This window comes from Xanthomonas bonasiae (assembly GCF_017163705.1).
Classification (GTDB): Bacteria; Pseudomonadota; Gammaproteobacteria; order Xanthomonadales; family Xanthomonadaceae; genus Xanthomonas_A; species Xanthomonas_A bonasiae.
On the sequence record NZ_JAFIWB010000004.1, the window covers coordinates 179,239 to 204,708 of the forward strand.

At 69.4% G+C, this 25,470-nt stretch carries 25 protein-coding genes; 5 read left to right on the forward strand and 20 right to left on the reverse strand.

Annotation, left to right across the window (positions count from 1 at the left end):
• Positions 1-375: 375 nt before the first annotated feature.
• The 14 genes from JR064_RS06545 to JR064_RS06610 form a co-directional block, all read right to left on the reverse strand.
• Complete coding sequence (locus JR064_RS06545) at positions 376-2,007, reverse strand: sulfite reductase subunit alpha (RefSeq protein WP_206229181.1); 1,632 nt, start codon at positions 2,005-2,007, stop codon at positions 376-378.
• Positions 2,004-2,993 carry an FAD:protein FMN transferase gene (locus JR064_RS06550; protein ID WP_206229182.1) on the reverse strand — a complete coding sequence of 330 codons (990 nt, stop codon included), beginning with the start codon at positions 2,991-2,993 and terminating at the stop codon, positions 2,004-2,006. The genes JR064_RS06545 and JR064_RS06550 overlap by 4 nt, the downstream gene beginning before the upstream one ends.
• Positions 2,994-3,036: 43 nt before the next feature.
• Positions 3,037-3,843, reverse strand: coding sequence for a DUF4198 domain-containing protein (locus tag JR064_RS06555; protein WP_206229183.1), 807 nt, complete (start codon positions 3,841-3,843; stop codon positions 3,037-3,039).
• A gap of 29 nt (positions 3,844-3,872) precedes the next feature.
• Entirely contained in the window at positions 3,873-4,385 is a 513-nt protein-coding gene (locus JR064_RS06560; protein WP_179566188.1) for a DUF2271 domain-containing protein, read from the reverse strand.
• 34 nt (positions 4,386-4,419) lie between these two features.
• On the reverse strand, positions 4,420-5,061 hold the full coding sequence (locus JR064_RS06565; protein WP_191825730.1) for a PepSY-associated TM helix domain-containing protein: 642 nt from the start codon (positions 5,059-5,061) through the stop codon (positions 4,420-4,422).
• A 149-nt stretch (positions 5,062-5,210) separates the two neighbouring features.
• Positions 5,211-5,903, reverse strand: a complete 693-nt coding sequence (locus JR064_RS06570) for a Fe2+-dependent dioxygenase (RefSeq protein ID WP_206229184.1) — start codon at positions 5,901-5,903, stop codon at positions 5,211-5,213.
• Between the two features lie 67 nt (positions 5,904-5,970).
• Positions 5,971-8,277, reverse strand: a complete 2,307-nt coding sequence (locus tag JR064_RS06575) for a catecholate siderophore receptor Fiu (protein ID WP_206229185.1) — start codon at positions 8,275-8,277, stop codon at positions 5,971-5,973.
• A 300-nt stretch (positions 8,278-8,577) separates the two neighbouring features.
• Positions 8,578-8,910, reverse strand: coding sequence for a non-heme iron oxygenase ferredoxin subunit (locus tag JR064_RS06580; RefSeq protein ID WP_053841580.1), 333 nt, complete (start codon positions 8,908-8,910; stop codon positions 8,578-8,580).
• Positions 8,907-9,443, reverse strand: a complete 537-nt coding sequence (locus tag JR064_RS06585) for a GNAT family N-acetyltransferase (protein WP_053841579.1) — start codon at positions 9,441-9,443, stop codon at positions 8,907-8,909. The genes JR064_RS06580 and JR064_RS06585 overlap by 4 nt, the downstream gene beginning before the upstream one ends.
• 133 nt (positions 9,444-9,576) lie before the next feature.
• Positions 9,577-10,830 carry a cysteine desulfurase gene (locus JR064_RS06590; protein ID WP_206229186.1) on the reverse strand — a complete coding sequence of 418 codons (1,254 nt, stop codon included), beginning with the start codon at positions 10,828-10,830 and terminating at the stop codon, positions 9,577-9,579.
• Positions 10,827-12,089, reverse strand: coding sequence for a Fe-S cluster assembly protein SufD (sufD, locus tag JR064_RS06595; protein WP_191825728.1), 1,263 nt, complete (start codon positions 12,087-12,089; stop codon positions 10,827-10,829). Before sufD ends, JR064_RS06590 begins: the two co-directional genes overlap by 4 nt.
• Positions 12,089-12,853: a Fe-S cluster assembly ATPase SufC gene (gene sufC, locus JR064_RS06600; protein WP_206229187.1), complete on the reverse strand. Its 765-nt coding sequence runs from the start codon at positions 12,851-12,853 to the stop codon at positions 12,089-12,091. The genes sufD and sufC overlap by 1 nt, the downstream gene beginning before the upstream one ends.
• A gap of 116 nt (positions 12,854-12,969) precedes the next feature.
• The gene (gene sufB / locus JR064_RS06605) at positions 12,970-14,412 is read right to left on the reverse strand and encodes a Fe-S cluster assembly protein SufB (protein WP_185815763.1); all 1,443 of its coding nucleotides are present in this window, start codon (positions 14,410-14,412) and stop codon (positions 12,970-12,972) included.
• 15 nt (positions 14,413-14,427) lie between these two features.
• Positions 14,428-14,886, reverse strand: a complete 459-nt coding sequence (locus JR064_RS06610) for an SUF system Fe-S cluster assembly regulator (protein ID WP_179566171.1) — start codon at positions 14,884-14,886, stop codon at positions 14,428-14,430.
• 201 nt (positions 14,887-15,087) lie between these two features.
• Here JR064_RS06610 and JR064_RS06615 point away from each other — a divergent pair, with 201 nt between their 5' ends.
• Together JR064_RS06615 and JR064_RS06620 are read left to right on the forward strand one after the other, a co-directional pair.
• On the forward strand, positions 15,088-15,555 hold the full coding sequence (locus JR064_RS06615) for an SET domain-containing protein (protein WP_179566169.1): 468 nt from the start codon (positions 15,088-15,090) through the stop codon (positions 15,553-15,555).
• Positions 15,556-15,646: 91 nt separating this feature from the next.
• Positions 15,647-16,192 (forward strand): type 1 glutamine amidotransferase domain-containing protein, encoded by a 546-nt coding sequence (locus JR064_RS06620; RefSeq protein ID WP_206229188.1) that lies wholly within the window; start codon positions 15,647-15,649, stop codon positions 16,190-16,192.
• Positions 16,193-16,584: 392 nt separating this feature from the next.
• Here JR064_RS06620 and JR064_RS06625 read toward each other — a convergent pair whose 3' ends face one another.
• The 5 genes from JR064_RS06625 to JR064_RS06645 all read right to left on the reverse strand — a co-directional run bounded on the left by JR064_RS06625 (position 16,585) and on the right by JR064_RS06645 (position 19,690).
• Positions 16,585-17,181 carry a DUF1439 domain-containing protein gene (locus JR064_RS06625; protein WP_206229189.1) on the reverse strand — a complete coding sequence of 199 codons (597 nt, stop codon included), beginning with the start codon at positions 17,179-17,181 and terminating at the stop codon, positions 16,585-16,587.
• A 116-nt stretch (positions 17,182-17,297) separates the two neighbouring features.
• A complete protein-coding gene (locus tag JR064_RS06630; protein ID WP_179566158.1) occupies positions 17,298-17,597 on the reverse strand; it encodes a DUF3861 family protein in 300 nt (99 codons plus the stop codon).
• A gap of 276 nt (positions 17,598-17,873) precedes the next feature.
• Positions 17,874-18,437 carry a M23 family metallopeptidase gene (locus tag JR064_RS06635; RefSeq protein ID WP_206229190.1) on the reverse strand — a complete coding sequence of 188 codons (564 nt, stop codon included), beginning with the start codon at positions 18,435-18,437 and terminating at the stop codon, positions 17,874-17,876.
• 4 nt (positions 18,438-18,441) lie between these two features.
• Positions 18,442-19,140, reverse strand: a complete 699-nt coding sequence (locus JR064_RS06640; protein WP_206229191.1) for a tellurite resistance TerB family protein — start codon at positions 19,138-19,140, stop codon at positions 18,442-18,444.
• Positions 19,141-19,291: 151 nt separating this feature from the next.
• Positions 19,292-19,690 carry an HU family DNA-binding protein gene (locus JR064_RS06645; protein ID WP_145708001.1) on the reverse strand — a complete coding sequence of 133 codons (399 nt, stop codon included), beginning with the start codon at positions 19,688-19,690 and terminating at the stop codon, positions 19,292-19,294.
• Between the two features lie 667 nt (positions 19,691-20,357).
• On the opposite strand from JR064_RS06645, the gene JR064_RS06650 reads away from it, so the two are divergent.
• Both JR064_RS06650 and JR064_RS06655 read left to right on the forward strand, forming a co-directional pair.
• The gene (locus JR064_RS06650; RefSeq protein ID WP_179566153.1) at positions 20,358-20,789 is read left to right on the forward strand and encodes an OsmC family protein; all 432 of its coding nucleotides are present in this window, start codon (positions 20,358-20,360) and stop codon (positions 20,787-20,789) included.
• A gap of 251 nt (positions 20,790-21,040) precedes the next feature.
• On the forward strand, positions 21,041-21,661 hold the full coding sequence (locus JR064_RS06655; RefSeq protein ID WP_179566151.1) for a glycine zipper 2TM domain-containing protein: 621 nt from the start codon (positions 21,041-21,043) through the stop codon (positions 21,659-21,661).
• A gap of 135 nt (positions 21,662-21,796) precedes the next feature.
• Here the strand turns inward: JR064_RS06655 and JR064_RS06660 are convergent, their stop codons facing one another.
• The gene (locus tag JR064_RS06660) at positions 21,797-22,675 is read right to left on the reverse strand and encodes a PhzF family phenazine biosynthesis protein (RefSeq protein WP_206229192.1); all 879 of its coding nucleotides are present in this window, start codon (positions 22,673-22,675) and stop codon (positions 21,797-21,799) included.
• A gap of 174 nt (positions 22,676-22,849) precedes the next feature.
• On the opposite strand from JR064_RS06660, the gene JR064_RS06665 reads away from it, so the two are divergent.
• A complete protein-coding gene (locus JR064_RS06665) occupies positions 22,850-25,459 on the forward strand; it encodes a bifunctional aspartate kinase/diaminopimelate decarboxylase (RefSeq protein ID WP_206229193.1) in 2,610 nt (869 codons plus the stop codon).
• Positions 25,460-25,470 lie beyond the last annotated feature (11 nt).

The following is a 25,470-nucleotide window of genomic DNA, read 5'->3' on the forward strand; positions in this document are numbered from 1 at the left end:
CTTGGTGAAGCGCGGACTCCAACCGTCGAAGCGTAGGTGCAGGTGACGGTGCTTTACCAAGTAGGTGAGCGCGACCATTGCCGCGGCGAAGCTCGCGGCCGCACCGATGCCCAGTGTCCGGCGTGGACCGAATGCGTCGACGACCCAGCCGACGATGGGGCGCACCGAGCGGCGTCGTACCCACCGCGATGGCCAGACGCAACGGCGTGATCGGCGCGCGCACCGCAGGTCCTGTGGAGCGTTGCGTCAGGCTGCTGATCGAATCGGTCAGGGGCAGTGCCGACATGGCAAGCGGCACCGGCAGGTTGCGCAGACCGCTATCGCACATGGCCACGCCTGGATCGCATTGCCCCGACGCCGGCGCAAGCGCTGGCCTCAGTACACGTCGCGCCGATAGCGCCCTTCCAGCAGCAGGGTTTCCTTGCCCAGCCGCCCCAGCACCTCCTCCAGCACCGCGTCCACGCCCGGGGCCATGCCGCGCAGGCTGCCGCAGACGTAGATCGCCGCGCCTTGCGCGACCCAGTCGCGCAGGTCCGCTGCGGCCGCGCGCAGCGCATCCTGCACGTAGCGGTGCGCGCCGGCGTCGCGCGAGAACACCGCATCCAGCCGCTGCAGCGCGCCGTGCGCCAGCCAGGTGCGCAGTTCTTCGCCGTAATGGTCGTCGTGCGCGGCATGGCGTTCGCCGTACAGCAGCCAGGTACGGGGCGCGCCGGCGTCGATGCGCGCGCGCAGGTGCGCGCGCAGCCCGGCGAGGCCGGTGCCGTTGCCGATCAGGATCAGCGGCCGCGCCGGATCGGCCGGCGGATGGAAGTGCGGATTCGGGCGCAGCCGCAACGCGATCTCGGCACCGATCGGCGCGGTGTCGCATAGCCAGCCGCTGCCCAGGCCGGGCGTGCCGTCCGCGTGCAGCGCGCGGCGCAGCAACAGGCGCAGCGCGCCGTCGCTGGGCATCGAGGCGATCGAGTATTCGCGGTGCGGCAGCGGTTGCAGGTGCGCGGCCACGGCGGCGGGCGCGGTGCCGGCGAGCTGCTCCGGCTCCGGCAGGTGGCTGCGCGCCAGCAGCGCGGCCAGCGTCGTCGGCGCCTGGCCGGGGCGCTGCAGCGTCGCCGTGCCGTCCACGCCGCTGGCCTGCAGCCAGGCCTGCACCACGCTGTCGCCATGACACGGGCCGATCTCGACCAGGTCGCCGGCCTGCCACGCAGGCAGGGCGCCGTCGGCAGGCAGCAGCGCCAGTTCGAACACCGCGCCGCCGGCGCTGCCGGGATTGCACAGGCGCCGCTGCTGCAACTGCCAGCGCTGGTAGGCCGGCGGACTCCAGTCGGGTTGCTCGCTGCCGCCGGCGAGCTGGCCGAGCAATTGCTGCCAGTGGCGCAGTGCGGCGTCGTCGGCGTTGTCCACGTCGATGCGGTCGAACAGCGGATGCGCGCCGTGCTGGCGCAGCCAGGCATCGAGCTGGCGGCCGAATGCGCAGAAATGGTCGTAGCGGCGATCGCCCAGCGCCAGCAGCGCGTAGCCCAGCTGCGGCAAGGCCGGCGACTGCGCCATCGTCTTGCGCAGGAACGGCAGCGCGTGGTCGGGCGGATCGCCTTCGCCGCTGGTGCTGACCACGAACAGCGCCTGCGTTGCGCCGGCCAGGTCGGCCGCGGTGACGTTCTGCAAGGGCAGCACGCGTACCGCCTGGCCCGCCGCGCGCAAGGCCGCGGCACTGCGCAGCGCCAGTTGCTGGGCGAAGCCGGTCTGGCTGGCCCAGGCCAGCAGCAGCGGCGCATCGCCCTGCTTGCCGGTGCGCCGCGCGCCGCGGCGACCGCGCCCCCACAGCCAAAGGCAGGCTGCCGCGTAGCTGCCCGTTGCCAGCGCCGCGTAGAGAATGCGCTGCTGCGATGGCGCACCGTTCCACCATGGTTGCGGGTGCAGCCGCAGCAGCGCATAGCCGATCGCGCCCAGCAACGCGAACGTCGCCACGTGCCCGACGGCATTCCAGTTGCGTTGCGGCCGCGGCCGGGTCATGCGTCGAGCAGCGCGGCGAAGGCGCTGCTGAGCCGCTCCTGCACGCGTTCGCCATCGCGCAGCAGGAAGCGTGCCGCCAGCCGTTCGCGTTCGGCGCAGGCCAGGCCGGCGTCGGCGCCGAGCACGCTCAGCGCGGTGGCCCAGGCATCGGCCTGCATCGCATCCGTGGCGACCACGCTGACCGCCGCCAGCGTCGCCGCGATCGGCCTGCCGCTGCGCGGATCCAGGGTATGGCTGTAGCGCTGGCCGTCCTGTTCGAAGCGGTGCCAGCGATCGCCCGAGGTGGCGACCGCGCGGCCGTCCAGCGCCAGCACCCGCGGCGGCGTCGGCGCCTGCGCGTCTTCGTCCGGCGCCGATTCCACCAGCACCCGCCATGGCTGACCATCCGGCTTGCGGCCGTAGCCGTAGAGTTCGCCGCCGACCTCGACCAGTGCGCTGGCCACGCCCTGCGCCTGCAGTGCGCGCACCGCCAGATCCACCCCGTAGCCCTTGGCGATCGCCGAAAGATCCAGGCGCAGGCCGCCCGGCTGGCGCAACCCGGCGCCGCTCTCGTCCAGCACGAGTTGCCGCCAGTCGCCAGCAGCGCGCGCCTGGCGCAACGCATCCGCATCGGGCACGCGCTGGCGGCTGGCGTCGGCGCCGAACCCCCACAGGCCCAGCACCGCGCCGATGGTGGGATCGAACGCGCCGTCGCTACGCCGCGCGATGTCCAATGCGCAGCGCAGCACCTCGGCGAACGCCGCGGGCAGCACGTGCACGCTGCCGGCGGGGGCGCGGTTGTAGCGGCCGATGTCCGAGTCCGCCTCCCAGGTGCTCATCTGCGCGACCACCTGGTCGAGCTGCGCCTGGATCGCCGCGTGCAGCGGATGCAGGTCGCGACGGCGGCGCAGCACCAGCTTCGCGCTCCAGGTCGTGCCCATGCTCTGGCCGCCAAGCGTGGCGATCTCGGTCTCGGCGTCGGCCTGGGGCGCGAGCGGCGTGTTCATGCCGCGCCGTGCCGCCACGCGCAGGGCAGGTGCGCTGTCGCGGTCACTGCGGCAGCACTTCCAGCGTCGCCACGTAGCTGAGCCGGCGCTGCTTGGCCTGCGGCAGCGAGGTCTTGCTGTCCTCGCTGGTGGTTTCCAGCCAGTACATGCCCGCTTCCGGCCAGGTCACGCTGAAGCTGCCCTGCGCGTCGGTGGTCAACTTCTGTTCGTCCTGCGCGTTTCGGTAGCGGGTGCCGCCGCGCACGATCTCCACCTCCAGCCCCGGCGCCGGCTTGCCGTCGATCTGCAGCCTGAAGGTGGCCTTCTCGCCGGCGAACAGGTCGTTGGGATGGGTCACCGGCACCAGTTCCAGGCCGCGGCCGCTGGGCTTGAGCGCGGTCTGGTTGGGCGCACCGTTGGTGACGAAGGTTTCCACCCGGCCCAGCGATTGCGACACCTGCAGGTCCTTCGCGTCCTTCGGCACTTCGCTGGCGAAGCTGGCGGCGTTGCCGCGCCAGCGCTTGCGCTGGCCGTTCTCGTTCCAGTTGGCGAACAGGCCGTCGTTGACCAGGGCCAGGCGGTAGGTGCCGGTCTGCAGCAGTTCCACGTCGAACACGCTGCGGTACTTGCCGGTGGCCGGATTCTGCGGCTGCACCGCGCTGCCGTCGGGCGCGGTGATGGCCAGGGTATCCAGGCGCAGCGGCACGTGGTTGAAGTAGAACAGGTCGTTGGACACCGCCGCATCGACGGTGATCCACGGCCGCTCGCCGGCCAGCACGGTCTGCGAGGGTTGCAGCCAGGCCTTGTGGGCGAGGGCGGAGAACGGCAGCACTGCGGCGATGGCCAATGCCAGCACGAAAGAACGCTTCATGGACTTGCTCCTTGCGACGAAAGAGGGAATCACGGCTTGACGCTCAGGCGCACCGCGCCCAGTTCGCTGCTGCCTTGCGCGCTGCCGGTTGCGCCGGCCTTGGCCGGCCACGCGAACGGGATCTTCAGCAGCTCGCGGCCGCCGACTTCGCGGACCGCCTCGACCACCAGCGTGTACTGGCCCGGCGCCAGGCCCTTGAGCTGCTGCGCGTCGGTGAACGCCAGCGCGTGCTTGCCGGCCGGGCGGGTCGGGCCGCTGACGCCGTCCACCGGCATCTGCAGCGTGCGCCCGCTGCGCCGCCACCACTGGCGCAGGTCCGGCAGCCACTTGGTGCCGTGGCCTTCGGCGGTGTCCTTGGACTGGTACCAGACCGCCAGGTTGCGCGCGACCTGCTGGTCGGCGCCTTCCACCCAGATCGCGACATAGGGGCGGTGGTATTCGGCGACGTTGAGCTTGGGAATCTCCACGTCCAGTTCCAGCGTGGCCGCATACGCGGGCATCGACAGCAGGCCGCTCAGGGCGATGGTCAGGGTGACGCGCATGCGAGGCTCCATGGGGTGAAAGAGGTGGATCGGATCAGTGGATCAGCAGCAGTGCGATCAGCAGCGGAATCAGCAGGCCCAGCCCGACCAGCGGCCAGGTCAAGCGCCGCTGCCGCGCATGCAGCTGCAGCAGGAACAGGCCGGTGATGCAGAACACCAGGCAGGCCACCGCGAACAGGTCGATGAACCAGCCCCACGCCGGGCCGGCATTGCGGCCCTTGTGCAGGTCGTTGAAATAGGAGATCCAGCCGCGGTCGGTGCGTTCGTACTCGACCGCGCCGCTGCTGCGGTCGATGCTCAGCCAGGCATCGCGGCCGGGACCGGGCAGCGCCAGGTACACCTCGTCGGCCGACCACTCGGCCGGTTGCCGGCCCAGGCTCAGCGCCAGTTCGCGTTCCAGCCAGGCCGACACCGGCCGCGGCAGCGGCGCGTCGCCATCGGCATGGGCGCCGAGCCGCTGCAGCAACGTGGCCGGCAGCTGCGTCGTGCGATTGAGCACCTGCGGCTTGGCCTCGATGCGCGCGGCGTGGTTGAGGGTCAGCCCGGTAGCGGCGAACACCAGCATGCCGATCAGGCACAGCGCCGAGCTGATCCAGTGCCACTGGTGCAGCGTGCGCAGCCAGAAACCGCGGCGCTGCTGCGCCGTGGCCAGATCGGGAGAGGAAGAGTCGGACAACGCGGCGGTCGAATCGAAGTAGGGCGGGATGCATTCTACATAAATGAGAATTAGTCGCAATTGCGGCGGTGCTGCCGCCGCAGATGCGGCCCGGCAATGGTCGGGCTACACCTCAAACGCAGCGGCGCCGTCCCGGTTGACCGCCCGGGTCAGGTCTCGGACCAGTCGCGCAACAGGTTGTGGTAGACGTTGCTCAGCCGCAGCAGCGCCGCGGCGTCGGCCTTGGTTGCGGTCAGCGCCTGGATCGAGGTGTCCAGTTCGAACAGCAATTGCCGCCGGCTGGCGTCGCGCACCAGGCTCTGCACCCAGAAGAACGCCGCCACGCGCGCGCCGCGGGTCACCGGCAGCACACGGTGCAGGCTGCTGGACGGATACAGGATCAGGTCGCCGGCCGGCAGCTTCACCTCGTGCTCGCCGTAGGTGTCGCTGATGACCAGTTCGCCGCCGTCGTACTCCTCCGGTTCGCACAGGAACAGGGTGCAGGACAGATCGGTGCGCAGAGTCAGCGCCGGCTGCGTGGCGCTGGCGGCCAGGGTCATCACCGAACCATCGACGTGGAAACCGTACTCGCCGCCCCCCTCGTAACGGTTGAAGCGCGGCGGGATCGTGCGCAGCGGCAGCGCGGCGGCGAAATACAGCGGGCTGCGCGCCAGCGCGTTGAGCACCGCCTGGCCGAGTTCGTGCTTGAGCGGCGAGGCGTCGGGCAGTTGCAGGTTGCGCTTGACCTGCGCGCCCTGCGCGCCGACCGTCTCGCGGCCGTCGGTCCAGTCTGCGCCGTCGAGCGCCTGGCGGAAGCGCGCCACTTCGTCGGCGCTGAGGATATCGGGGATGTGCAGCAGCATGGGGCGCTCCGGCAGCGGCCGCCTTCGAGCGAAGGCGGCCGCTGCGCATGGATGGACGAAGCGGCGGTCAGAACTTGATTTCGGCGCTCAGCATCGCCGAGCGCGGCGCGCCGGGCGTGTAGCGGAAGCCGCTCTTGTTGATGGCCGCGACGTAGTCCTTGTCGAACACGTTGTACACGTTCAGGCGCAGGTTGAAGTGGTCGTTGATCGGGTAGGTCACGACCGCGTCCCATACCGTATACGACTTCACCAGGGTCGGCGTGCCCACCGCGCCGTCGGTGCCGCGCTTCATCTCGCCGGAGTAGCGGGCGCCGCCGCCGACGGTCAGGCCGAACGGCAGGGTGTAGGTGGTCCACGCGGTGAACGCGCTGTCTGGGGTGTAGGCCAGGTCCATGCTGCCGTCCTGCGACACCTTGGCGCCTTGCTTCACCTGCGCGTCGAGCTTGGTGTAGCCGGTGGAGATCGACCAGTTGTCGCTGAGCTTGCCGACCGCCGACAGTTCCACGCCCTGCACCTGCTTCTCGCCGGTCTGGTAGTACAGCCCGTCGCTGCCCTGCGCGATCTCGTTGCTGACGTCGGTGCGGAACAGCGCCATGGTCACGAACAGGTTGTCGTCCAGGAAGTTCCACTTGGTGCCGACTTCGGCGGTCTTGGCCTTCTGCGGGTCGAAGCTCGGATTGTTGGCGTTGTTGGCCGACGCGCTCAGTTCCAGCGAGCTGCCGCCGGGAGGCTGCTGCGAGATCGCGTAGTTGGCGTACAGGCTGATGTTGTCGGCCGCCTTGTAGACCGCGCCGAGCTTCCAGCTGAACAGCGTATCGGACACGTCCGCGTCCACGCCGACCGCGGTGGTGCAGGGCACGGCGGTGGAGGTGGCGGTGGTGCAGGTCAGGCTGTTGAAGTCGGTCTTGTAGCGGTCGGCGCGCACGCCGGCGGTGACCAGGAAGCTGTCGCCGAACTTCAGCGTGTCGAAGGCGTAGGCCGAGAACGTGGTGGTGGTGCCCTTGCTGTGCGCGCCGTTGCGCGCGGTGAACAGCGGCGTGGTGTTCCAGTCCGGGGCGTAGACGTTGGCCGGGTTGGCCGCCAGCCAGGCGGCGCGGTTGACGATGTTGTGGCCCCAGCTCTGCAGCTCCTCGCGCGCGGCTTCCACGCCGGTGCTGAGGTTGTGCTGCACCGCGCCGGTGGCGAAGTCCACGCGCAGGTTCAGCTGGTCGGTGAGGATGGTGTACTGCTGGTCCTTGAACGTGGGCAGGCTGCGCGCCACCGTCCAGGTCGAGGTGTCGGCGGGGTTCGGCGTGCGCAGGTTGGCGGTGTTGGGCATGAACGCGAACAGCAGGTAGTCCTGTTCGTTGCGGCCCCAGCGCGCGGTGTTGGTCAGCTTGACCGTGTCGGAGAAGTCGTGCTCGAAGCGGAAGGTCGCCATCTTCGCGGTCACGTCGTCGTGGTCGTAGCGGGTGCCGTAGAAGTTCTCGCTGTCCACGCGCGGGGCGTTGGTCAGCCAGGGACGCGCGGGATCGGGCGAGGTGTAGCCGGGCAGGCCGAAGGTCGGCACGCCGCCGTCGGGCACGTTGTCCTGCTTCACGTACAGCAGGTCGAAGTAGTAGCGGGTGTCGCTGCCGAGACCGAACACCAGCGACGAGGCCAGGCCCCAGCGCTTGTTGTTGACGTGGTCGCGGCCGATCGCATCGCTGTCCTGGCCCATGACGTTGACCCGCAGCGCGCTGCTGGCGCCCAGCGCCTGGTTCCAGTCCGCGGTGACGCGGCGCTGGTTGTCGCTGCCGCCGGACAGCGTGCCGCTGACCGCATCGGTCAGGTTCGCCTGCTTGGTCACCAGGTTGATCGCGCCGGTCGGCGCGCTGCGGCCGTTGTCGGTGCCGGCCGGGCCCTTCTCGACCTCGATCTGCTCGATGTTGAACACATCGCGCGAGATCGAGCCCAGGTCGCGCACGCCGTCGACGAAGATGCTGCTGGAGCTGTCGAAGCCGCGCATGTAGATCGCATCGCCGGTGGTGGTGTTGCCGTTCTCGCCGACGTAGAAGGTGCCCACGCCCGGGCTGTTGCGCAGCGCCTCGGTCAGCGTGGTGGCGCCCTGTTCGTTGAACAGGTCCTTGCTGATCACGTTGATCGTCTGCGGGGTGTCGATCAGCGGCTGGGTGAACTTGGGCGAGTCCGGGGTTTCCACCAGGTAGCGCTTGGCGCGCTGCGCTTCCACGTCGACCTTGTCCAGGGTGGTGGGCTGGTCGGCAGCCGCGGCATCGGCGGCCAGCGCCGGAGAGGACAGCAGGCTCAGGCCGCTCAGCAGTGCGGCGGCGGTGAGGGTCTGCGCGGAGATCTGGCGGGAAACGGCGTGCTTGCGGCTCTTGATCGGGGAGGTCATGGAAGGTTCGGCTATGCAGGATGGAAGGGCGGTCCGCCGCGCACGCTGCCGCCGTGTCCGCAAGGACAGGGAAGCGCGTGCGAAAGGTCGGAGGGTGGCCGGATGGACCGGCTGCCGCTGGCCGCTTAACGCGGACATCACATCTATTTCCGCGCAAATGCGAATTATTTGCAATAGCTTTCGTTACATTGCGTTACATGGCGGCCGGTGGCGCTGCTCCGGGGATCGCCGCGCAAGCAGCTTGTTCCGCTGTAGATATTTGAAAGATAAAGATTTTCGGGGGCGAGCGCGGCGGCGCGCTCAGTCGCGGTCGTCGCGGGTCCACAGTCCGCCGTGTTCGGACTTCACCGGGAACTTGGGCACCGGACTGTAGGCCGGTGCGCACAACGGACGGCCGTCGCGGATGTCGAAACGGGCACCGTGCAGCAGGCATTCGATGCTGCCGGCGGCGGCATCGAAGGTGCCGGGGGACAACTCGTAGTCCTCGTGGCTGCAGCGGTCCTCCAACGCGTAGAAGGTGCCGTCGAGGTTGAACACCACGATCGGGGTGGCGGTGACTTCGTCCCACACCGTCGCGGTCTCGCCCGGCGCCAGCGCGCCGTCGGCGCAGACGAAGGTCCAGGTCTCGCTCATGCGGCGCCGCCCAGCGGCTTTTCCAGCACTTCGAAGCGCAGGTCGTCGCGCTTGGGTGCGCCGAAGCGTGCGTCGCCGTAGGGGAAGGGTTTCTTGATCCCGGTGCGGCGGTAGCCGCGGCGCTCGTAGAAGGCGATCAGTTCGTCGCGCACGTCGATCACCGCCATCCGCATCACCGGCAGCTGCCATTCCTGCCAGGCGATGCGTTCGGCCTCGGCCAGCACGGTCTTGCCCAGGCCGCCGCCCTGCGCCTGCGGCTGCACCGAGAACATGCCGAAATAGCCGGCGCCGTCGTCGTCGGCGATGTGCGCGCAGGCGATCAGGTCGCCGTCGCGCTCGGCCAGCAGCACCAGGCTGCGCGGGCGCAGGATGTCGGCGCGCAGCACCTCGCGGTCGATGCGGTTGCCGTCGAGCAGGTCGGCCTCGGTGGTCCAGCCGATGCGGCTGCTGTCGCCGCGATAGGCCGAGGTGACCAGGGCGGCGATGGCGTCGAGATCGGCGACGGTGGCGGTGCGGAAGGTGAGGGTGTGCATGGGCCGATTTTAGGCTTTGGAGCTGGGAATGGGGAATGGAGAATCGGGAGGCGTGCGCTCACTGCGTTGGCCGGGCGTAGCCCGCGCGCTGAGCGCTTTGCCGATTCTCGATTCCCCACTCCCGATTCCCTGCCTACCTCAACAGCTTGCGCACCTTCAGCAACGCCGCCACGAAGCGCTCGATCTCGGCGTGGGTGTTGTAGAACGCCAGCGAGGCGCGGCAGGTGGCGGCGACGCCGTAGAACTGCAGCAGCGGGTGCGCGCAGTGCTGGCCGGAGCGCACCGCCACGCCTTCCAGGTCCAGCAGCGTGGCCAGGTCGTGGGCGTGCGCGCCCTCGACCAAGAACGACACCACCGCGGCCTTGCCCGGCGCGGTGCCGAAGATGCGCAGGCCGTCGATCTTCTGCAGTTCCTCGGTGAAATGCGCCAGCAGTTCGGTCTCGCGCGCTTCCACGTGCTGCAGGCCCAGCGCGCCCAGGTAGTCCACCGCCGCGCCCAGGCCGACGAAGCCGGCGATGTTGGGGGTGCCGGCTTCGAACTTGTGCGGCGGATCGTTGAACACGGTGCCGTCGAAGCTGACTTCCTTGATCATCTCGCCGCCGCCGATGAACGGCGGCATCGCCTGCAGATGCTCGCGCCGCGCCCACAGTGCGCCGGTGCCGGTCGGGCCGCACATCTTGTGCCCGGTGATGGCGTAGAAGTCGCAGCCGATCGCGGCAACGTCCAGCGCGCGGTGCGGCGCGGCCTGCGAGCCGTCGATGACGCTGACGATGCCGCGCTTGCGCGCCTCGCGACAGATCTCGCGCACCGGATTGACCGTGCCCAGTACGTTGGACACGTGGGTCAGCGCCAGCAGCTTCACGTCCGGGGTCATCGCCTTGCGCAGCGCGTCCAGGTCCAGCGCGCCGTCGGCGGTGATCTCGGCGACCTTGATGGTGGCGCCGGTACGCTGCGCGACCAGTTGCCACGGCACGATGTTGGCGTGGTGCTCCATCCGCGACACCAGGATGCTGTCGCCGGCCTTGAGCCGCGGCAGCGCCCACGAATAGGCCACCAGGTTGATCGCGAAGGTGGTGCCGCTGCACAGCACCAGCTCGTCGGCGCACACGTTGAGGAAGCGCGCCAGCTTGTTGCGCGCGCCCTCGTAGGCGTCGGTGGCCTCGGTGCCCAGCGCGTGCACCGCGCGGCTGACGTTGGCGTTGTAGCGCCGGTAGAACTCGTCCAGCGCCGCGATCACCTGCAGCGGCTTCTGCCCGGTGTTGGCGTTGTCGAAATAGATCAGCGGCTTGCCGTGCACCTGTCGCATCAGCAGCGGGAAATCGCTGCGGACCTTGTCCCAGTCCGGCGCCTGGTCCGGCGCGGTCTTGTGCGGGGCGACGCTGCTCATGCCACGCCCGCGGCGGCCAGCGCCTGGTCCAGGCGCGCGACCAGGAATTCGCTCAGCGATGCATCCAGCACGCGCAGCGGTTCGCGGCAGAACGCGGCGGTCAGCAGCTGCTGCGCGCGCTCGCGCGGCAGCCCGCGCGAACGCAGGTAGAACAGCGCATTGGCGTCGAGCTGGCCGACGGTGGCGCCGTGCGCGGCCTTGACCTCGTCGGCGTCGATCACCAGCACCGGCTGGGTATCGATCTCGGCATCGGCGGACAGCAGCAGGTTCTTGTTCGACAGGTTGGCATCGCTGCCGTCGGCGCCCTGGCGGATGTGGATGCCGCCATGGAACACCACCCGGCTGCGCGCCGCGGCCACGCCGCGCCACAGCAGTTCGCAGGCGGTGTCGCGGGCGATGTGCTCGATGCCCAGGCGGGTGTCGATCTGGCGGCGGCCGTTGCCGAGCAGCACGCCGTTGGCGACCAGCCGCGCGTTGTCGCCTTCCAGGCGCACGTTGAGCTCGTGCCGCGACAGCGCGCCGCCCAGCTCCAGGTCGATGCGCCGGTACTGCGCGTCGCGCGCCAGCACCGCATCGGTGCGCAGCAGCGCGGTGACGCCGGACGCGTCCGCCTGCACCCGCGCGTGGGTCAGCTGCGCGCCGGCGGCCAGGTGCACGTGCGCCAGGGTGTTGCTCAGGTGCGCGGCCTCTCCCAGGTGCAGGTGATGCTCGACCAGCGACAGCGCCGCGTCCTGGCGCAGTTCGATCAAGTGGCGATGGTGCCAGGCATGGTCGCCGGCGCCGGCGGTGGACACGAACACCAGGTGCAGCGGCACCGCGGCCTGCACGCCGGCATCCACGCGCAGCACGCTGCCTTCGTCGGCCAGCGCGGCATTGAGCTGGGCGAACACTTCGTCGCTGCGCTCGAAGCGGCGGCCGAGGAAGCGCATCGCATCGTCGCCGCTGCGCAGGATCGTGGACAGGCGCTGCAGTTCGACCCCGGCCGGCAGGCCGGCCAGGTCGGACAGCGCATCGCTGGCGCGGCCGTTGACGAACACCAGCCGCGGCGCAGGAATGCCGTCGACGATGGCCGCATCCACGGCGGGCGCCGCGCTCGGCGCCGGGCTGAAGCTGCGCCGCTCCAGCGCACGCAGCGAGGTGTACTTCCACGCCTCGCTGCGCGGGCCGGGCAGGCCGTCGCGCAGCGCCTGTTCCAGCGGCGCGCGGCGTGCGCCGTCGCCGTGGAAGGCGGCCGCCAGGGAGTCGAGCAGGGCGCTCATCAGACCGTCGCCTCCGGCGCCACACGGTCCTTCAACCATGCGTAGCCATGCGCTTCCAGTTCCAGCGCCAGTTCCGGGCCGCCGCTCTGCACGATGCGGCCGTCGGCCAGCACGTGCACCACGTCCGGCTTGATGTAGTCGAGCAGGCGCTGGTAGTGGGTGATGACCAGGAACGCGCGCTCGGGCGAACGCAGCGCGTTGACGCCTTCGGCGACGGTCTTCAGCGCGTCGATGTCCAGGCCGCTGTCGGTCTCGTCGAGGATCGCCAGCTTCGGCTCCAGCACCGCCAGCTGGAAGATCTCGTTGCGCTTCTTCTCGCCGCCGGAGAAACCCTCGTTGACGCCGCGGTGCAGCAGCTCGTCCTTCAGGTGCAGCACGGCGAGCTTCTGCCGCACCAGCTTCAGGAACTGCATCGAATCCAGTTCGGTCTCGCCGCGCGCCTTGCGCTGCGCGTTGAGCGCGGCGCGCAGGAAGTAGGTGTTGTTGACCCCGGGGATTTCCACCGGGTACTGGAAGGCCAGGAACACGCCGGCGGCGGCGCGTTCTTCCGGTTCCAGCTCGAGCAGGTCGCGGTCTTCGAAGCGCACGCTGCCCTGGGTCACCTCGTAGCCGTCGCGGCCGGCGAGGATATTGCCCAGCGTGGATTTGCCGGCGCCGTTGGGACCCATGATGGCGTGCACCTGGCCGGGCTGCACCTGCAGCGACAGGCCCTTGAGGATGTCCTTGCCGGCGACGGAAGCGTGGAGGTTTTCGATGTTGAGCATGGGAATTGGGAATCGAGAATGGGGAATAGGGAAAAGCAGGTGTTGCCGCAGCTCGGAAGAATCGGGAAGAGAACCGATTCCCGATTCTCCATTCCCGATTCCCTGCCCGGTGGGCGTCAGCCGACCGAGCCTTCCAGCGAGACTTCGAGCAGCTTCTTGGCTTCCACCGCGAACTCCATCGGCAGTTCGCGGAACACCTGCTTGCAGAAGCCGTCGACGATCATCGACACCGCGTTTTCCTGGTCGATGCCGCGGGCGCGGCAGTAGAACAGCTGGTCGTCGCTGATCTTGGAGGTGGTGGCCTCGTGCTCGACCGTGGCGGTGGGATGCTTGACCTCGATGTACGGGAAGGTGTGCGCGCCGCACTGCTTGCCGATCAGCAGCGAATCGCACTGGGTGTAGTTGCGCGCGCCCTCGGCGCTGCGCTCCACCTTGACCAGGCCGCGGTAGGTGTTCTGGCCGCGGCCGGCGCTGATGCCCTTGCTGACGATCTTGCTCTTGGTGCGCTTGCCGATGTGGATCATCTTGGTGCCGGTATCGGCCTGCTGGCGGTGATGGGTCAGCGCCACCGAGTGGAACTCGCCGACCGAGTCGTCGCCGAGCAGCACGCAGGAGGGATACTTCCAGGTGATCGCCGAACCGGTCTCGACCTGGGTCCAGGTGATCTTGCTGCGCGCGCCGCGGCATTCGCCGCGCTTGGTCACGAAGTTGTAGATGCCGCCGACGCCGTTCTCGTCGCCCGGGTACCAGTTCTGCACGGTCGAATACTTGATCTCCGCGTCTTCCAGCACCACCAGCTCGACCACCGCCGCATGCAGCTGGTTCTCGTCGCGCATCGGCGCGGTGCAGCCTTCCAGGTAGGACACGTAGGCCTTGTCCTCGCACACGATCAAGGTGCGTTCGAACTGGCCGGTGTGGCCGGCGTTGATGCGGAAGTAGGTGCTCAGTTCCATCGGGCAGCGCACGCCCTTGGGAATGAACACGAAGCTGCCGTCGGAGAACACCGCCGAATTGAGCGCGGCGAAGTAGTTGTCGCCGACCGGCACCACGCTGCCCAGGTACTGCTTGACGATTTCCGGATGTTCCTTGATCGCCTCGGACATCGAGCAGAAGATCACGCCCTTCTCGGCCAGTTCCTTGCGGAAGGTGGTGCCGACCGAGACCGAGTCGAACACCGCGTCCACCGCCACGCCGGCCAGCTTGGCGCGCTCGTGCAGCGGCACGCCGAGCTTGTCGTAGGTGTCCAGCAGTTCCTTGGGCACGTCGTCCAGCGAGGCGTACTTGGGACCCTTGGGCGCGGAGTAGTAGCTCAGCGCCTGGAAATCGATCGGCGCGATGTTGAGCTTGGCCCAGTGCGGCATCGGCATCTTCAGCCAGTGCCGGTAGGCGGCCAGGCGCCACTCGGTCATCCACTCCGGCTCGTCTTTCTTGACGGACAGGGCGCGCACGACGTCTTCGTTCAAGCCGGGCAGGAACGAGTCGGATTCGATGTCGGTAATGAAGCCGGCGTCGTAGCGACGTCCCAGCCGTTCCAGGATTTCAGCGTTTTCGGTGGCCATGGGGGCTGCCTACAGTCAGGTGGTCGCGAAACGCACGGCGATCGGACGCCGTCTGGTTTCGCCGGAAGAGGGAAGCGGGTGCAGCATCTGCGCCAGGGTCACGCCGCGCAGCGCATCGGCGACCACGTCGTTGATCAACCGCCAGTTGGAACGCACGCCGCATTTCTGCGCGATGCTGCACTGGCTTTCCTGGTGGCTGCATTCGGTGATCGCCAGCGGGCCTTCCATCGCCTCGACGATCTGGATCAGGGTGATGGCGTCGGCCGGGCGCGCCAGCCGGTAGCCGCCGTGCACGCCGCGCAGGCCCTCGACCAGCCCGGCCTGGGCCAGCGGCTTGAGCAGCTTGCTGACGGTGGGCGGCTCCAGCCCGGACTGCTCGGCCAGTTCGGTCGCGCTCAGCACCTCGCCGGGACGCGCGGCGAGCACGGTCAGCACGACGGTGGCGTAATCGGTCAACTTGGTGACGCGGAGCATGGGGCAACGGCCGGAATTCAATGCGGACCGAAATTGTACGCTTTCGCGGCGCCGGCGTCCAAGCCGCCCGTTCATGTTTTTCGCGATCGCTGCGATCGCTGCCGCCTACAGCCCCGGTGCTGCTGCCTGGCGCGATCGGAAGGGCTTGGGATCGCCGCCGATGTGCGCCAGAATCAGCGCTTTCCCGTTCCGGACCGCCGCATGCCCCGCAAGATCGCCGCCCGCAAGTCCCGCATCCATGGCAATGGCGTGTTCGCCGTGCTGCCGCTCAAGAAAGGCGAGCGGGTCATCGAGTACAAGGGCCGCCGCCGCACCCATGCCGAAGTGGACCGCGACGAGGCCGGCGATGTCGAGACCGGGCACACCTTCCTGTTCACCCTCAGCGACGACTACGTGATCGACGCCAATTACGAAGGCAACGACGCGCGCTGGATCAACCACAGCTGCGCGCCCAACTGCGAGGCGGTGATCATCGAGGCCGAAGGCGACGACCGGCGCCAGGACAAGGTGGTGATCGAGACGTTGCGCGCCATCAAGCCGGGCGAGGAATTGACCTACAACTACGGCATCACCCTGGGCGAACGGCATACGCCGCGGCTGAAGAAGATCTGGGAGTGCCGCTGCGGATCCAAGAACTGCACCGGGACCATGCTGCAGCCCAAGCGCTGAGTGCGCACCTGCACGTGGCCTAGACGCGCGGCTCACGACGCGGCAACCGCGGCGCTCCTACGGTGACGCTCCCCCTGTAGAGGAGTTTCCCATGAGCACAGCATCTTCCCTGTCCGGCAAGCGCGTCGCGGTCCTGGCCACCGACGGCTTCGAACAGTCCGAGTTGCAGGAGCCCAAGCGGCTGCTGGAATCGTGGGGCGCGCAGGTCGATGTGATCGCGCCCGGCGACGCCTCCAGCATCCGCGGCTGGAACAAGAAGGACTGGGGCGACAGCGTGCCGGTCGACAAGCGCCTGGCGCAGGCCGATGCCGGCGACTACGACGCGCTGGTGCTGCCGGGCGGAGTGATCAATCCGGACAACCTGCGCACCGAAGCCACCGCGATCCGCTTCATACAGTCCTTCGCCGGCGCCGGCAAGCCGGTCGCGGCGATCTGCCACGGCCCCTGGCTGCTGGCCGAAAGCGGTCTGGTGCGCGACAAGCAGGTGACCTCGTGGCCGTCGGTGAAGACCGACCTGAGCAATGCCGGCGGGCGCTGGCAGGATGCGGAAGTGGTGGTGGACGGCAACCTGATCACCAGCCGCAAGCCGGACGACATTCCCGCGTTCGCCGCGGCGGTGGCCAAGGCGCTGGGCTGAGTTTGGCGCCCGGCCTGCGCAACCAGAAACGGCGGCCTGTGGGCCGCCGCTTTCTGTAGGAGGGCTTCAGTCCCGGCCGGGAATGCAACAGCCGGATCGCGTTCGGGCCGAGAGCAGTGTCGCGGCTGAAGCCGCTCCTACAGAAAAGCAGTGGCCCACCAGCTGCACTGTAGGAGCGGCTTCAGCCGCGACAGACGGCATCAGACGCCCGACGTTGTCCAACCGGTTAGGTTCCTGCAGAGCTCCCTGCCAATCGTCGCGTCCAAGACGTCGCGCGCGACTAGCACCGAACAAGACGTCGCGCGCGACTAGCACCGAAGCCAATACGCGGTTTCTCCCTCGCCCTGATCCGCGGCGCGCAGCGTCACCGCCTCACCCGCCGCAGCGCAGCCTCACTGCCCCGACAGTGCGCCGGCCGGTACCAGCTTGCCGATGTCCTGGTTGAAGTGCACCACCAGCTTGCCGTTCTCCACCGCCGCCGATTCGATCTGCACGTTGCCCATCACCGCGCCCAGCGCCGGATCCAGCTTGTAGATCGGTTCCTTGCGCGCGTAGTCGCCCAGCCAGACATTGAGCAACTCGCGGGTATTGGCGTCGAGCTTGCCGCCGTTGGCGGCCGGGCGGAGATCATCGATGGTCGGCGACTGCAGGTGGAAGCCCTGGGTCTGCTGTTCGTAGCGCAGCCCGCTGGTCAGCAGCACCGTGCCCAGCGGGGTCGGCGCGCCGCCGCCGGTGGCCATGCTCAGGTCGAACTGCATCTTCAGCCGGTCGCCCGGCGGCAGCGACAGCTTGGGATCGCGGATGGTCATCTTCACCAGCCCGCCGAGCGCCTTGTGCGTCTGCGGGAAGCTGCCGTCCAGATACTGCTGCACATCGGCAGCGCCGACGCTGACCTGTCTGCCCTGGATCATCGGCTCGGCCTGCAGCTGGGTCGCGGCAACGAGGGTCAGCAGCGCGGCGGCGCGCAAGGTCAGCAGGCGGAGCTTCATGGGATGTGGTGCCTTGGCGGAATCAGGGGTTCAACATAACCGCAGCCGGTGAATGCGCGATTAGCGGAAGAGGGGGGTGGAGCGGTCAGGCCTGCGGAAACGCGTGCGCCGGCTGGTCACGCGGCGGTCGGCGCCAGCCGCGCCAGGATCGCATCCAGCGCCGGACGCAGCGGTGCCAGCAAGGCCTGCGCCTCGCTGTCGCTGCGCTCGCTGAGTCCGCGCAGCAGTTGCGTGCCGACGGTCAGCGCGGCGCGCTCGTCGCCGTGCAGGCCGGGATGACGCTGCGCGGCTTCGAGCAGGCGCATCCAGTCCTGCCGGCAGCGGGCCTCGAATTCGATGGTGCAGCGGCCTTGGCATTGCAGCCCGTCGGCCTCGATCGGCGTGACGGTGATGCGGTAGCGTTGGGAGGCGGTCATGGGCGTGCGCACGGCGGGTCGGTCGACCCAAGATAGGCGCCGTCCGCCGCTATCACGAGAGGGATGGCCGCGACGCTCTGTTCCAGGGCGCGTCATCAAGCATCGGGCGCCGGTCGTGCCGCAGGCGGCGGCCGTGCGGGTTGGGCCATGGCCGCCGATCGGCGCTACGCGGCGTGGATCCGGCCGTCAGAGGCGCGTTGCCATTTCCCTCGCAGAACAGCCAGCCAGACTCGGTTTAGATGCCTTGGGCGCGATGGCACGCCTCTTTGCGACCGTTCAGCGCGCCGCACGCAGCAGCGGCAGCGGATCGTGGGTACCGCCCTCGGCATAGACGCCGTAGTGCAGATGCGGCGGCGTGCCGCGCGCGTTGCCGCTGTCGCCGACCGTGCCGAGCGGATCGCCAGCCTCGACCAGGTCGCCGACCTGCAGGTCCGGCGCCCAGTCCTGCAGATGCGCGTAGTAATGGCGTTGCCGGGCCGGACCCATCACCCACACCTGGCGGCCGCCGAGGCCGCGCTCGGCGACCGCGACCACGATGCCACGCGTGGCCGACAGCACCGGCGTGCCGCGCTTGGCGAAGATGTCCACGCCGGCGTGCTGGCGATCGCGACCGCGCGGCGCGCCGAAGGTGGCGGCCACGCGGCGCGGGTCCACGCCTTGCACCGGCATGCGCAGCGCGGTCGGTGGCGGCTGCCGCGCCAGTTCCCAACCGGCCCGCGCACGCAGCGCCCACGGCTGCTGCCAGGCCCAGGCCAGCGCGAGCGCCGTGCAGGCCAGTGCGGTCGAGCGCAGCAGCCAACGGCGCAGCGTCCGCGCAGGCGAGGGCGCCGCTGCCGGCATCGCCTCAGCCAGCCTGCGTGCCGGCCTGCTTCTGCAACTGCTGCTTCAGCGCGTCGTCGATGCCGAGCTGGCGCGCCAGTTCGTCCAGGTAGCTGCGTTCCATAAAGTTCTGTTCGTCGGCGGCGAGCAGGCTGGCCAGGTACATCTCCGAGGCGATTTCCGGCGTCGTCGCGGCTTTCGCCACTTCGGCCGGGTCCAGCGGCTTCTCCAGTTCCGCGTGCAGCCAGCGCTGCACGTCCTCGTCGCCGTCGAGGCGGGTGAACTCGCCTTCGATCAGTTCGCGTTCGCGGGTGTCGATATGGCCGTCGGCCTTGGCCGCGGCGACCAGCGCGCGCAGGATCGCCTGGCTGTGCTGTTCCACTTCCAGCGGCGGCAACCGGTCCAGGGTCTGCGGTTCTTCCGGCGCGGCGGCACCGAGTTGCTGGCGCTTGTAGTCGCCGTAGGCGCGGTAGGCCATCACCCCGATCGCGGCAAGGCCGCCATAGGTCGCCAGCTTGCGCGTGGTGCGGTTCTTGCCCAGCAGCAGGCCGAGCGCGCCGCCGCTCAGGGCGCCCTTGCCGAAGTCGGCGTTGAGCATGCCGCCGAGGCCGCCGCTCCTGGCGGGCGATCCCGCCGAGGCGGACGTGCCGGTCTTGGCCATGGCCTGGCCGGCGGCGCCCTGCGCCGATTGCAGCAGTTGGTCGAGAAAGCCCTGTAGCTTCATGCACGCGTTCCTTTCGAATTGAAGCACCGGTATAGCCGGCGTCGCCTTAGCGGGCTGTCAATCCCGCTGCGGGCGGCGGCGAGCGCGCAAAAAAAACGAGACGGCGCAGGCCGTCTCGTCCGGTGTGCTTGCCTGGATCAGGCGACGCTGCTCAGAGCGCGGCGTCCTTGAGCTTCTTCAGCGGGCGCACCTTCAGCTTGGTGGTGGCCGGCTTGGCGGCGAACCACTGCTCTTCCTTGGTGAACGGGTTGATGCCCTTGCGCTTCGGCTTGGCCGGCACGCTGACGGCGGTGATCTTGAGCAGGCCCGGCAGGGTGAACGAACCGGCGCCCTTCTTGCTGACCGAGCCGGCCACGGCGTGCTCGAGCGAGGCCATCACCGCGCGCACGTCCTTGGCGACGACGCCGCTGGCTTCGACGATGTGGGCGACCAGCGCGGACTTGCTCAGCGCTTCCTTGATCGGCTTGGGAGCGGCCGGCTTGGCGGCGGTCTTGGTGGCTACTTTCTTCGCTGCCTTTTTCGGGGCAGCCTTTTTCGCGGTCTTTGCCATGATGTCCTGATTCCGTAAACGATAGGTGGTTGGGTCGCGCCGACCCCGTCGGCATGGCGAAATGTAGGGCATGTGCTACGCCGCGCCAATAGGCAAACCGCAAAAAGACGCGGAAAAAGCCCCGTGCCGCGTTTTTTTTCGCCGCAAGGGCGGATTTGGACCGGGAAAACGGCAGCGCGCTGCCGCTAGGCGCAGCGTTCATGCCGAGCCGCGACCGGCATCGCGCCGCCTCGCCGCGGCCATTGGCAATGCTGGAATCCAGTGCGCAGACGGCTGCCCGGACCGGTCCGGCGGACAGCGATCTCACTCGCCGCGTCGCCGTCTGCTTCCGATGTGCGCGGCTGGCGCGCACGCTCCGGAGGCGGCGCGGTCGCTGCCGTGCGTGGAGGCGCCGGGTTGCGCGGCGAGCTGGCCGTTGCTGCGCAGGAGGCGTGCAACCTGACGAGCTGGCCGCGCCGTCGTCCGTCGACGAGTTCGCCGGGCTGGGCGGCCGGCGTCGTCTGTGTGCGAGCAACCGCCATCGCTTGCGGAGCATCGCTGCGGTTGGCCAAACAACGCCGCCAGCGGTGCCCGGACGCGCGCACCGCCCACGGCGGGTATTGCGGCGCACAAGGCCGTAACGCCCGCTGCTCTATCGTGCCTGCCTCATTCACCACGGGAGTACCGCATGGGCATTTCGCGTCACGCCACCGCGCATTGGGAAGGCGATCTCAAGAACGGCAAGGGCCAGCTGAGCACGCCGCAGAGCGGTCTGCTGGAGAACACCCGCTACGCCTTCAGCAGCCGCTTCGGCGACGAGAAGGGCACCAACCCGGAAGAGCTGATCGCCGCCGCGCATGCTGGCTGCTTCACCATGGCGCTGTCGGCCAAGCTCAGCGAGGCGGGCTTCCCGCCGACCTCGCTGGACACGCGCGCCGAGGTCGATCTGTCGATGGAAGGCGGTCCGCAGTTGTCGCAGATCCGGCTCAAGGTCAAGGCCGTGGTCCCGAACATCGAGGCGGCGCAGTTCCGTGCGTTGGCCGACGACGCCAAGCAGAACTGCCCGGTGTCCAAGGCGCTGAGCGCCGTGCCGATCAGCCTGGAAGCCGAACTGGGCTGAGTGTTGGGCCTGGCGCGTGCCGCCAGGCCTTTTCCCGAAACGACGGTCAGGCCACGCCGGCTACGGCTCGCGCGGCCTGGCCGTTTGCCGTTGCATGGGAACGGTTCCAGTTGCGATACGCGCAAGGCCCCGTTGCGGCAACAGCTGTCGCGGCGCTAAACAGTCGCCGTCCACCGGGCCCAATTCAGTCTCGTTTCACCGGCGCGGACCGAGCATGCAGGTGCGCGATCCACGCGCCTGGAATCTTCGACATGAACAAGCTCTCGACCCGTCTTCTGACCGCCGCGCTCGCCGTGGGCGTGGTCGGCTCCGCCACTGCGCAGGACTACGGCCGCTACGATGGCTATCGCGATCGCGGCTATCCGAGCAGCGGCAGCTACGAATACGCCCGTGTGGTCCGTGCCGACCCGATCATCGTGCCGGTGCGCGGCCCGCGCGAGACCACCGAGCGCTGCTACGAGCGCCCGGCTTCCGGCGAATATGTCGAAAACGGCTACCGCGGCAATGGCTACTACAGCGACGGCTACCGCGGCACCGACGGCGGGCGCAGCGCGGCCACGGTGGTTGGCGGCATCGCCGGTGCGCTGCTGGGCAGCCGCGTCGGCGGCGGCAGCGGGCGCTTCGTCGGCACCGCGGTCGGCACCATGGTCGGCGGCCTGGCCGGGCGCTCGATCTACGACAGCAATACCCGCACCACCGTGCAGACCGGCTCGGTCAGCGTGTGCGAACCGGTGGCCTATCGCAGCGAGAGCTACGACCGGGTGGACGGCTACGACGTGACCTACGAATACGGCGGCCGCTACTACCACACGCGCAGCGCGGAGCGTCCGGGCGACCGCATTCGGGTGCGCGTGGACGTGTTGCCTGACTGAACGATGCGGACGCCTCGCTGAGGCGTCCATGGGGCATCGGCCGCCAGCGCCGTGGCGCTGGCGGTCGACGACGATTCGTCAGGCGGCCCTGCCGCCCACTCCTGCCGTTGCAGGCAAGCGTTATCGATCTGCCGCTCAGCGCCAGTCGATGCGCCCGTCGATCACCGTCTGTACCTGGCCGCCCGACCAGACCTCGCCGGCGCTGTCCACGCTCAGGGTCAGCAAGGCATCGTGGCCGACCTCGCGGCCCTGGCTGACCACGTAGCGGCCGTCGCGGCCGGGCAGGGCGTCGCGGTGGTCCAGCCACGCGGCGAGTACGGCGTTGGCGGCGCCGGATGCGGCATCCTCGAACCGGCGGCCATTGCCGACGAACGCACGCACTGCCAGCTGATACGCCTGGTCGTCGGCCCGCGCATAGGCGAACACACCCATGCTGGCGGTGCTTTCGGCCAGCGCGGCGATCGCTTCCCAGTCCGGCGCCAGGCCGCGCAACGCGGCCTCGTCGGCGATTTCGACCAGCCACCAGCAGCGGCCGCCGTCCATGCGCACCGGCGGTTGCGCGCCCAGCCTCCAGCCGGCCAGCGCCGCGGCCAGGCGCGGATCGGCGGCGTCGGCGATCTCCGCGACCTGCGCGCGCGGGGTGCGGATGGCGATGCTGCGCTCGCCACCGTCCGCATCCACGCGCAACGGCAGCAGCCCGGCGATGCCTTCCTGGACCAGCACGCCGTCCTTGGGCACGGCGATGCCTGCCTCCAGCACCGCATGCGCGGTGCCGACGCTGGGGTGGCCGGCGAACGGCACTTCCTTCTGCGGACTGAACATGCGGATGCCGTAGCTGGCGCCTGGCTGCGTGGCCGGAAACACGAAGGTGGTCTCCGGCAGCCGCGTCCAGCGCGCGATCGCCTGCATCGCCGCCGCGTCCAGGCCTTGCGCATCCAGCACCACCGCCAGCGGATTGCCGGCGCCGGGGCGCGGGGAGAACACATCCAGTTGCAGGAAACGGCGCGTGGTCATGGCAGGCACTCGAAGGCGGGGGCGCGCAGCTTAGCAACCGCGGCGCGCGCCCGATGCAGGGCCGGCGCATCGCGGGCTTGGCCGGCAAGCGCCAGGAGCGCTGCGCTTGGCATAGAATCGCAGGTTCCGCCCGGCGTTCCGGGCCTCTTTCCCTCCACCAGACCCCACAACGAAATGTCCTCTTCCCCCCACGTCGATCGTTGGATCGTCCTCAAGTTCGGCGGCACCTCGGTGTCGCGTCGTCATCGCTGGGACACGATCGGGAAGCTGGCGAAAAAACGCGCCGACGAGACCGGGGCGCGGGTGCTGGTGGTGGTGTCGGCGCTGTCGGGGGTGACCAACGAGTTGACCGCGATCGCCGACGGCAGCGCCGACAGCGCGCAGCGCGTGGCCGCGCTGGAGCAGCGCCACCGCGAGTTCCTGGGCGAACTGGAACTGGATGCGGACAGCGTGCTCGGCGAGCGCCTGGCGGCGCTGCGCGGATTGCTCGACGACCCGCGCGCGGCGAGCCGCACGCTGGACTGGCAGGCCGAGGTGCTGGGCCAGGGCGAGTTGCTGTCCTCGACACTGGGCGCGGCCTACCTGCGCGCCAGCGGCCTGGATTTCGGCTGGATGGACGCGCGCCAGTGGCTGGACGCGCTGCCGCCGCAGCCGAACCAGAGCGAGTGGTCCAAGCGGCTGTCGGTGTCGTGCCAGTGGCAGTCCGACACGGCCTGGCGCGAACGTTTCGTCGCCCAGCCGGCGCGGATGCTGATCACCCAGGGCTTCATTTCGCGGCACCAGGACGGCGGTACCGCGATCCTCGGCCGCGGCGGCTCGGACACCTCGGCGGCCTACTTCGGCGCGCTGCTCGGCGCCAGCCGGGTGGAGATCTGGACCGACGTGCCGGGTATGTTCAGCGCCAATCCGCGCGAAGTGCCCGATGCGCGCCTGCTGACCCGGCTGGACTATTACGAGGCGCAGGAAATCGCCACCACCGGCGCCAAGGTGCTGCACCCGCGCTCGATCAAGCCGTGCCGCGACGGCGGCGTGCCGATGGCGATCCTGGACACCGAGCGCCCCGAGCTGCCCGGCACCAGCATCGACGGCAATGCGCGCACCGTGCCCGGGGTCAAGGCGATCAGCCGCCGCAACGGCATCGTGCTGGTGTCGATGGAAGGCATCGGCATGTGGCAGCAGGTCGGCTTCCTGGCCGACGTGTTCGCGCGCTTCGCCAAGCATGGGCTGTCGGTGGACCTGATCGGTTCGGCCGAGACCAACGTCACCGTGTCGCTGGATCCGAGCGAGAACCTGGTCAACACCGACGTGCTGGCGGCGCTGTCGGCCGACCTGGCGGAGATCTGCCGGGTCAAGATCATCGTGCCGTGCGCGGCGATCACCCTGGTCGGACGCGGCATGCGCTCGCTGCTGCACAAGCTCTCGGACGTGTGGGCCACGTTCGGCAAGGAGCGCGTGCACATGATCTCGCAGTCGTCCAACGACCTGAACCTGACCTTCGTCATCGACGAGGCCGATGCCGACGGCCTGTTGCCGATCCTGCACGCCGAGCTGATCGACAGCGGCGCGATGCCGGTGGAGGAGACCGAGGTGTTCGGTCCGCGCTGGCGCGAGATCACCGGCAGCGTGCGCGCGCGGCCGACGCCGTGGTGGCATGCCGAGCGCGAGCACCTGCTGCGCCTGGCCGACGCCGGCACGCCGCGCTATGTCTACCATCTGCCGACGCTGCGCGAGCGCGCCCGCGCGCTCAAGGCGATCGCGCCGATCGACCAGCGCTACTACGCGATCAAGGCCAATTCGCATCCGGCGATTCTCGAGGCGCTGGTCGCCGAGGATTTCGGCCTGGAATGCGTGTCGCACGGCGAACTGCGCCGGGTGTTCGACACCTTGCCGGAGCTGTCGCCGCGGCGGGTGCTGTTCACCCCCAGCTTCGCGCCCAAGGCCGAGTACGAAGCCGCGTTCGCGCTGGGCGTGACCGTCACCGTGGACAACGTCGAGCTGCTGCAGCGCTGGCCGGAACTGTTCCGCGGCCGCAGCCTGTGGCTGCGCATCGACCTGGGCCACGGCGACGGCCACCACGAGAAGGTCAACACCGGCGGCAAGGCGTCCAAGTTCGGCCTGTCGGCGACGCGGGTGGACGAATTCGTCGAGGTCGCGCGCACGCTGGACATCCGCATCGTCGGCGTGCACGCGCACCTGGGCAGCGGCGTGGAGACGGCGCAGCACTGGCGGCGCATGTGCGACGAACTGGCTGGCTTCGCGCGCCGCATCGGCAGCGTGGAGGTCATCGACATCGGCGGCGGCCTGCCGATCGCGTACAGCGCCGACGACGAGCCGTTCGATCTCGATGCCTGGGCGCAGGGCCTGGCCGAGGTCAAGGCGGTGCACCCGGCGTTCCGCCTGGCGGTCGAGCCGGGCCGCTACCTGGTCGCCGAATGCGGCGTGCTGCTGACCCGCGCCACCCAGGTGATCGAGAAGGACGGCATCCGCCGCGTCGGCATGGATGCGGGCATGAACGCGCTGGTGCGCCCGGCGTTGTACGACGCCTGGCACGACGTGGCCAACCTGAGCCGGCTCGAGCGCGAGGCCGATGCGGTGTTCGACGTGGTCGGCCCGATCTGCGAATCCAGCGACGTGTTCGGCAAGCGCCGCCGCCTGCCTGCCGCCACCGCGGCCGACGACGTGATGCTGATCGCCGATGCCGGCGCCTACGGCTACGCGATGGCCAGCACCTACAACCAACGCGAGCTGCCGCGGGAGGACGTGATCGATGCGCCTGCCGTCTGAGACCCGCTTTC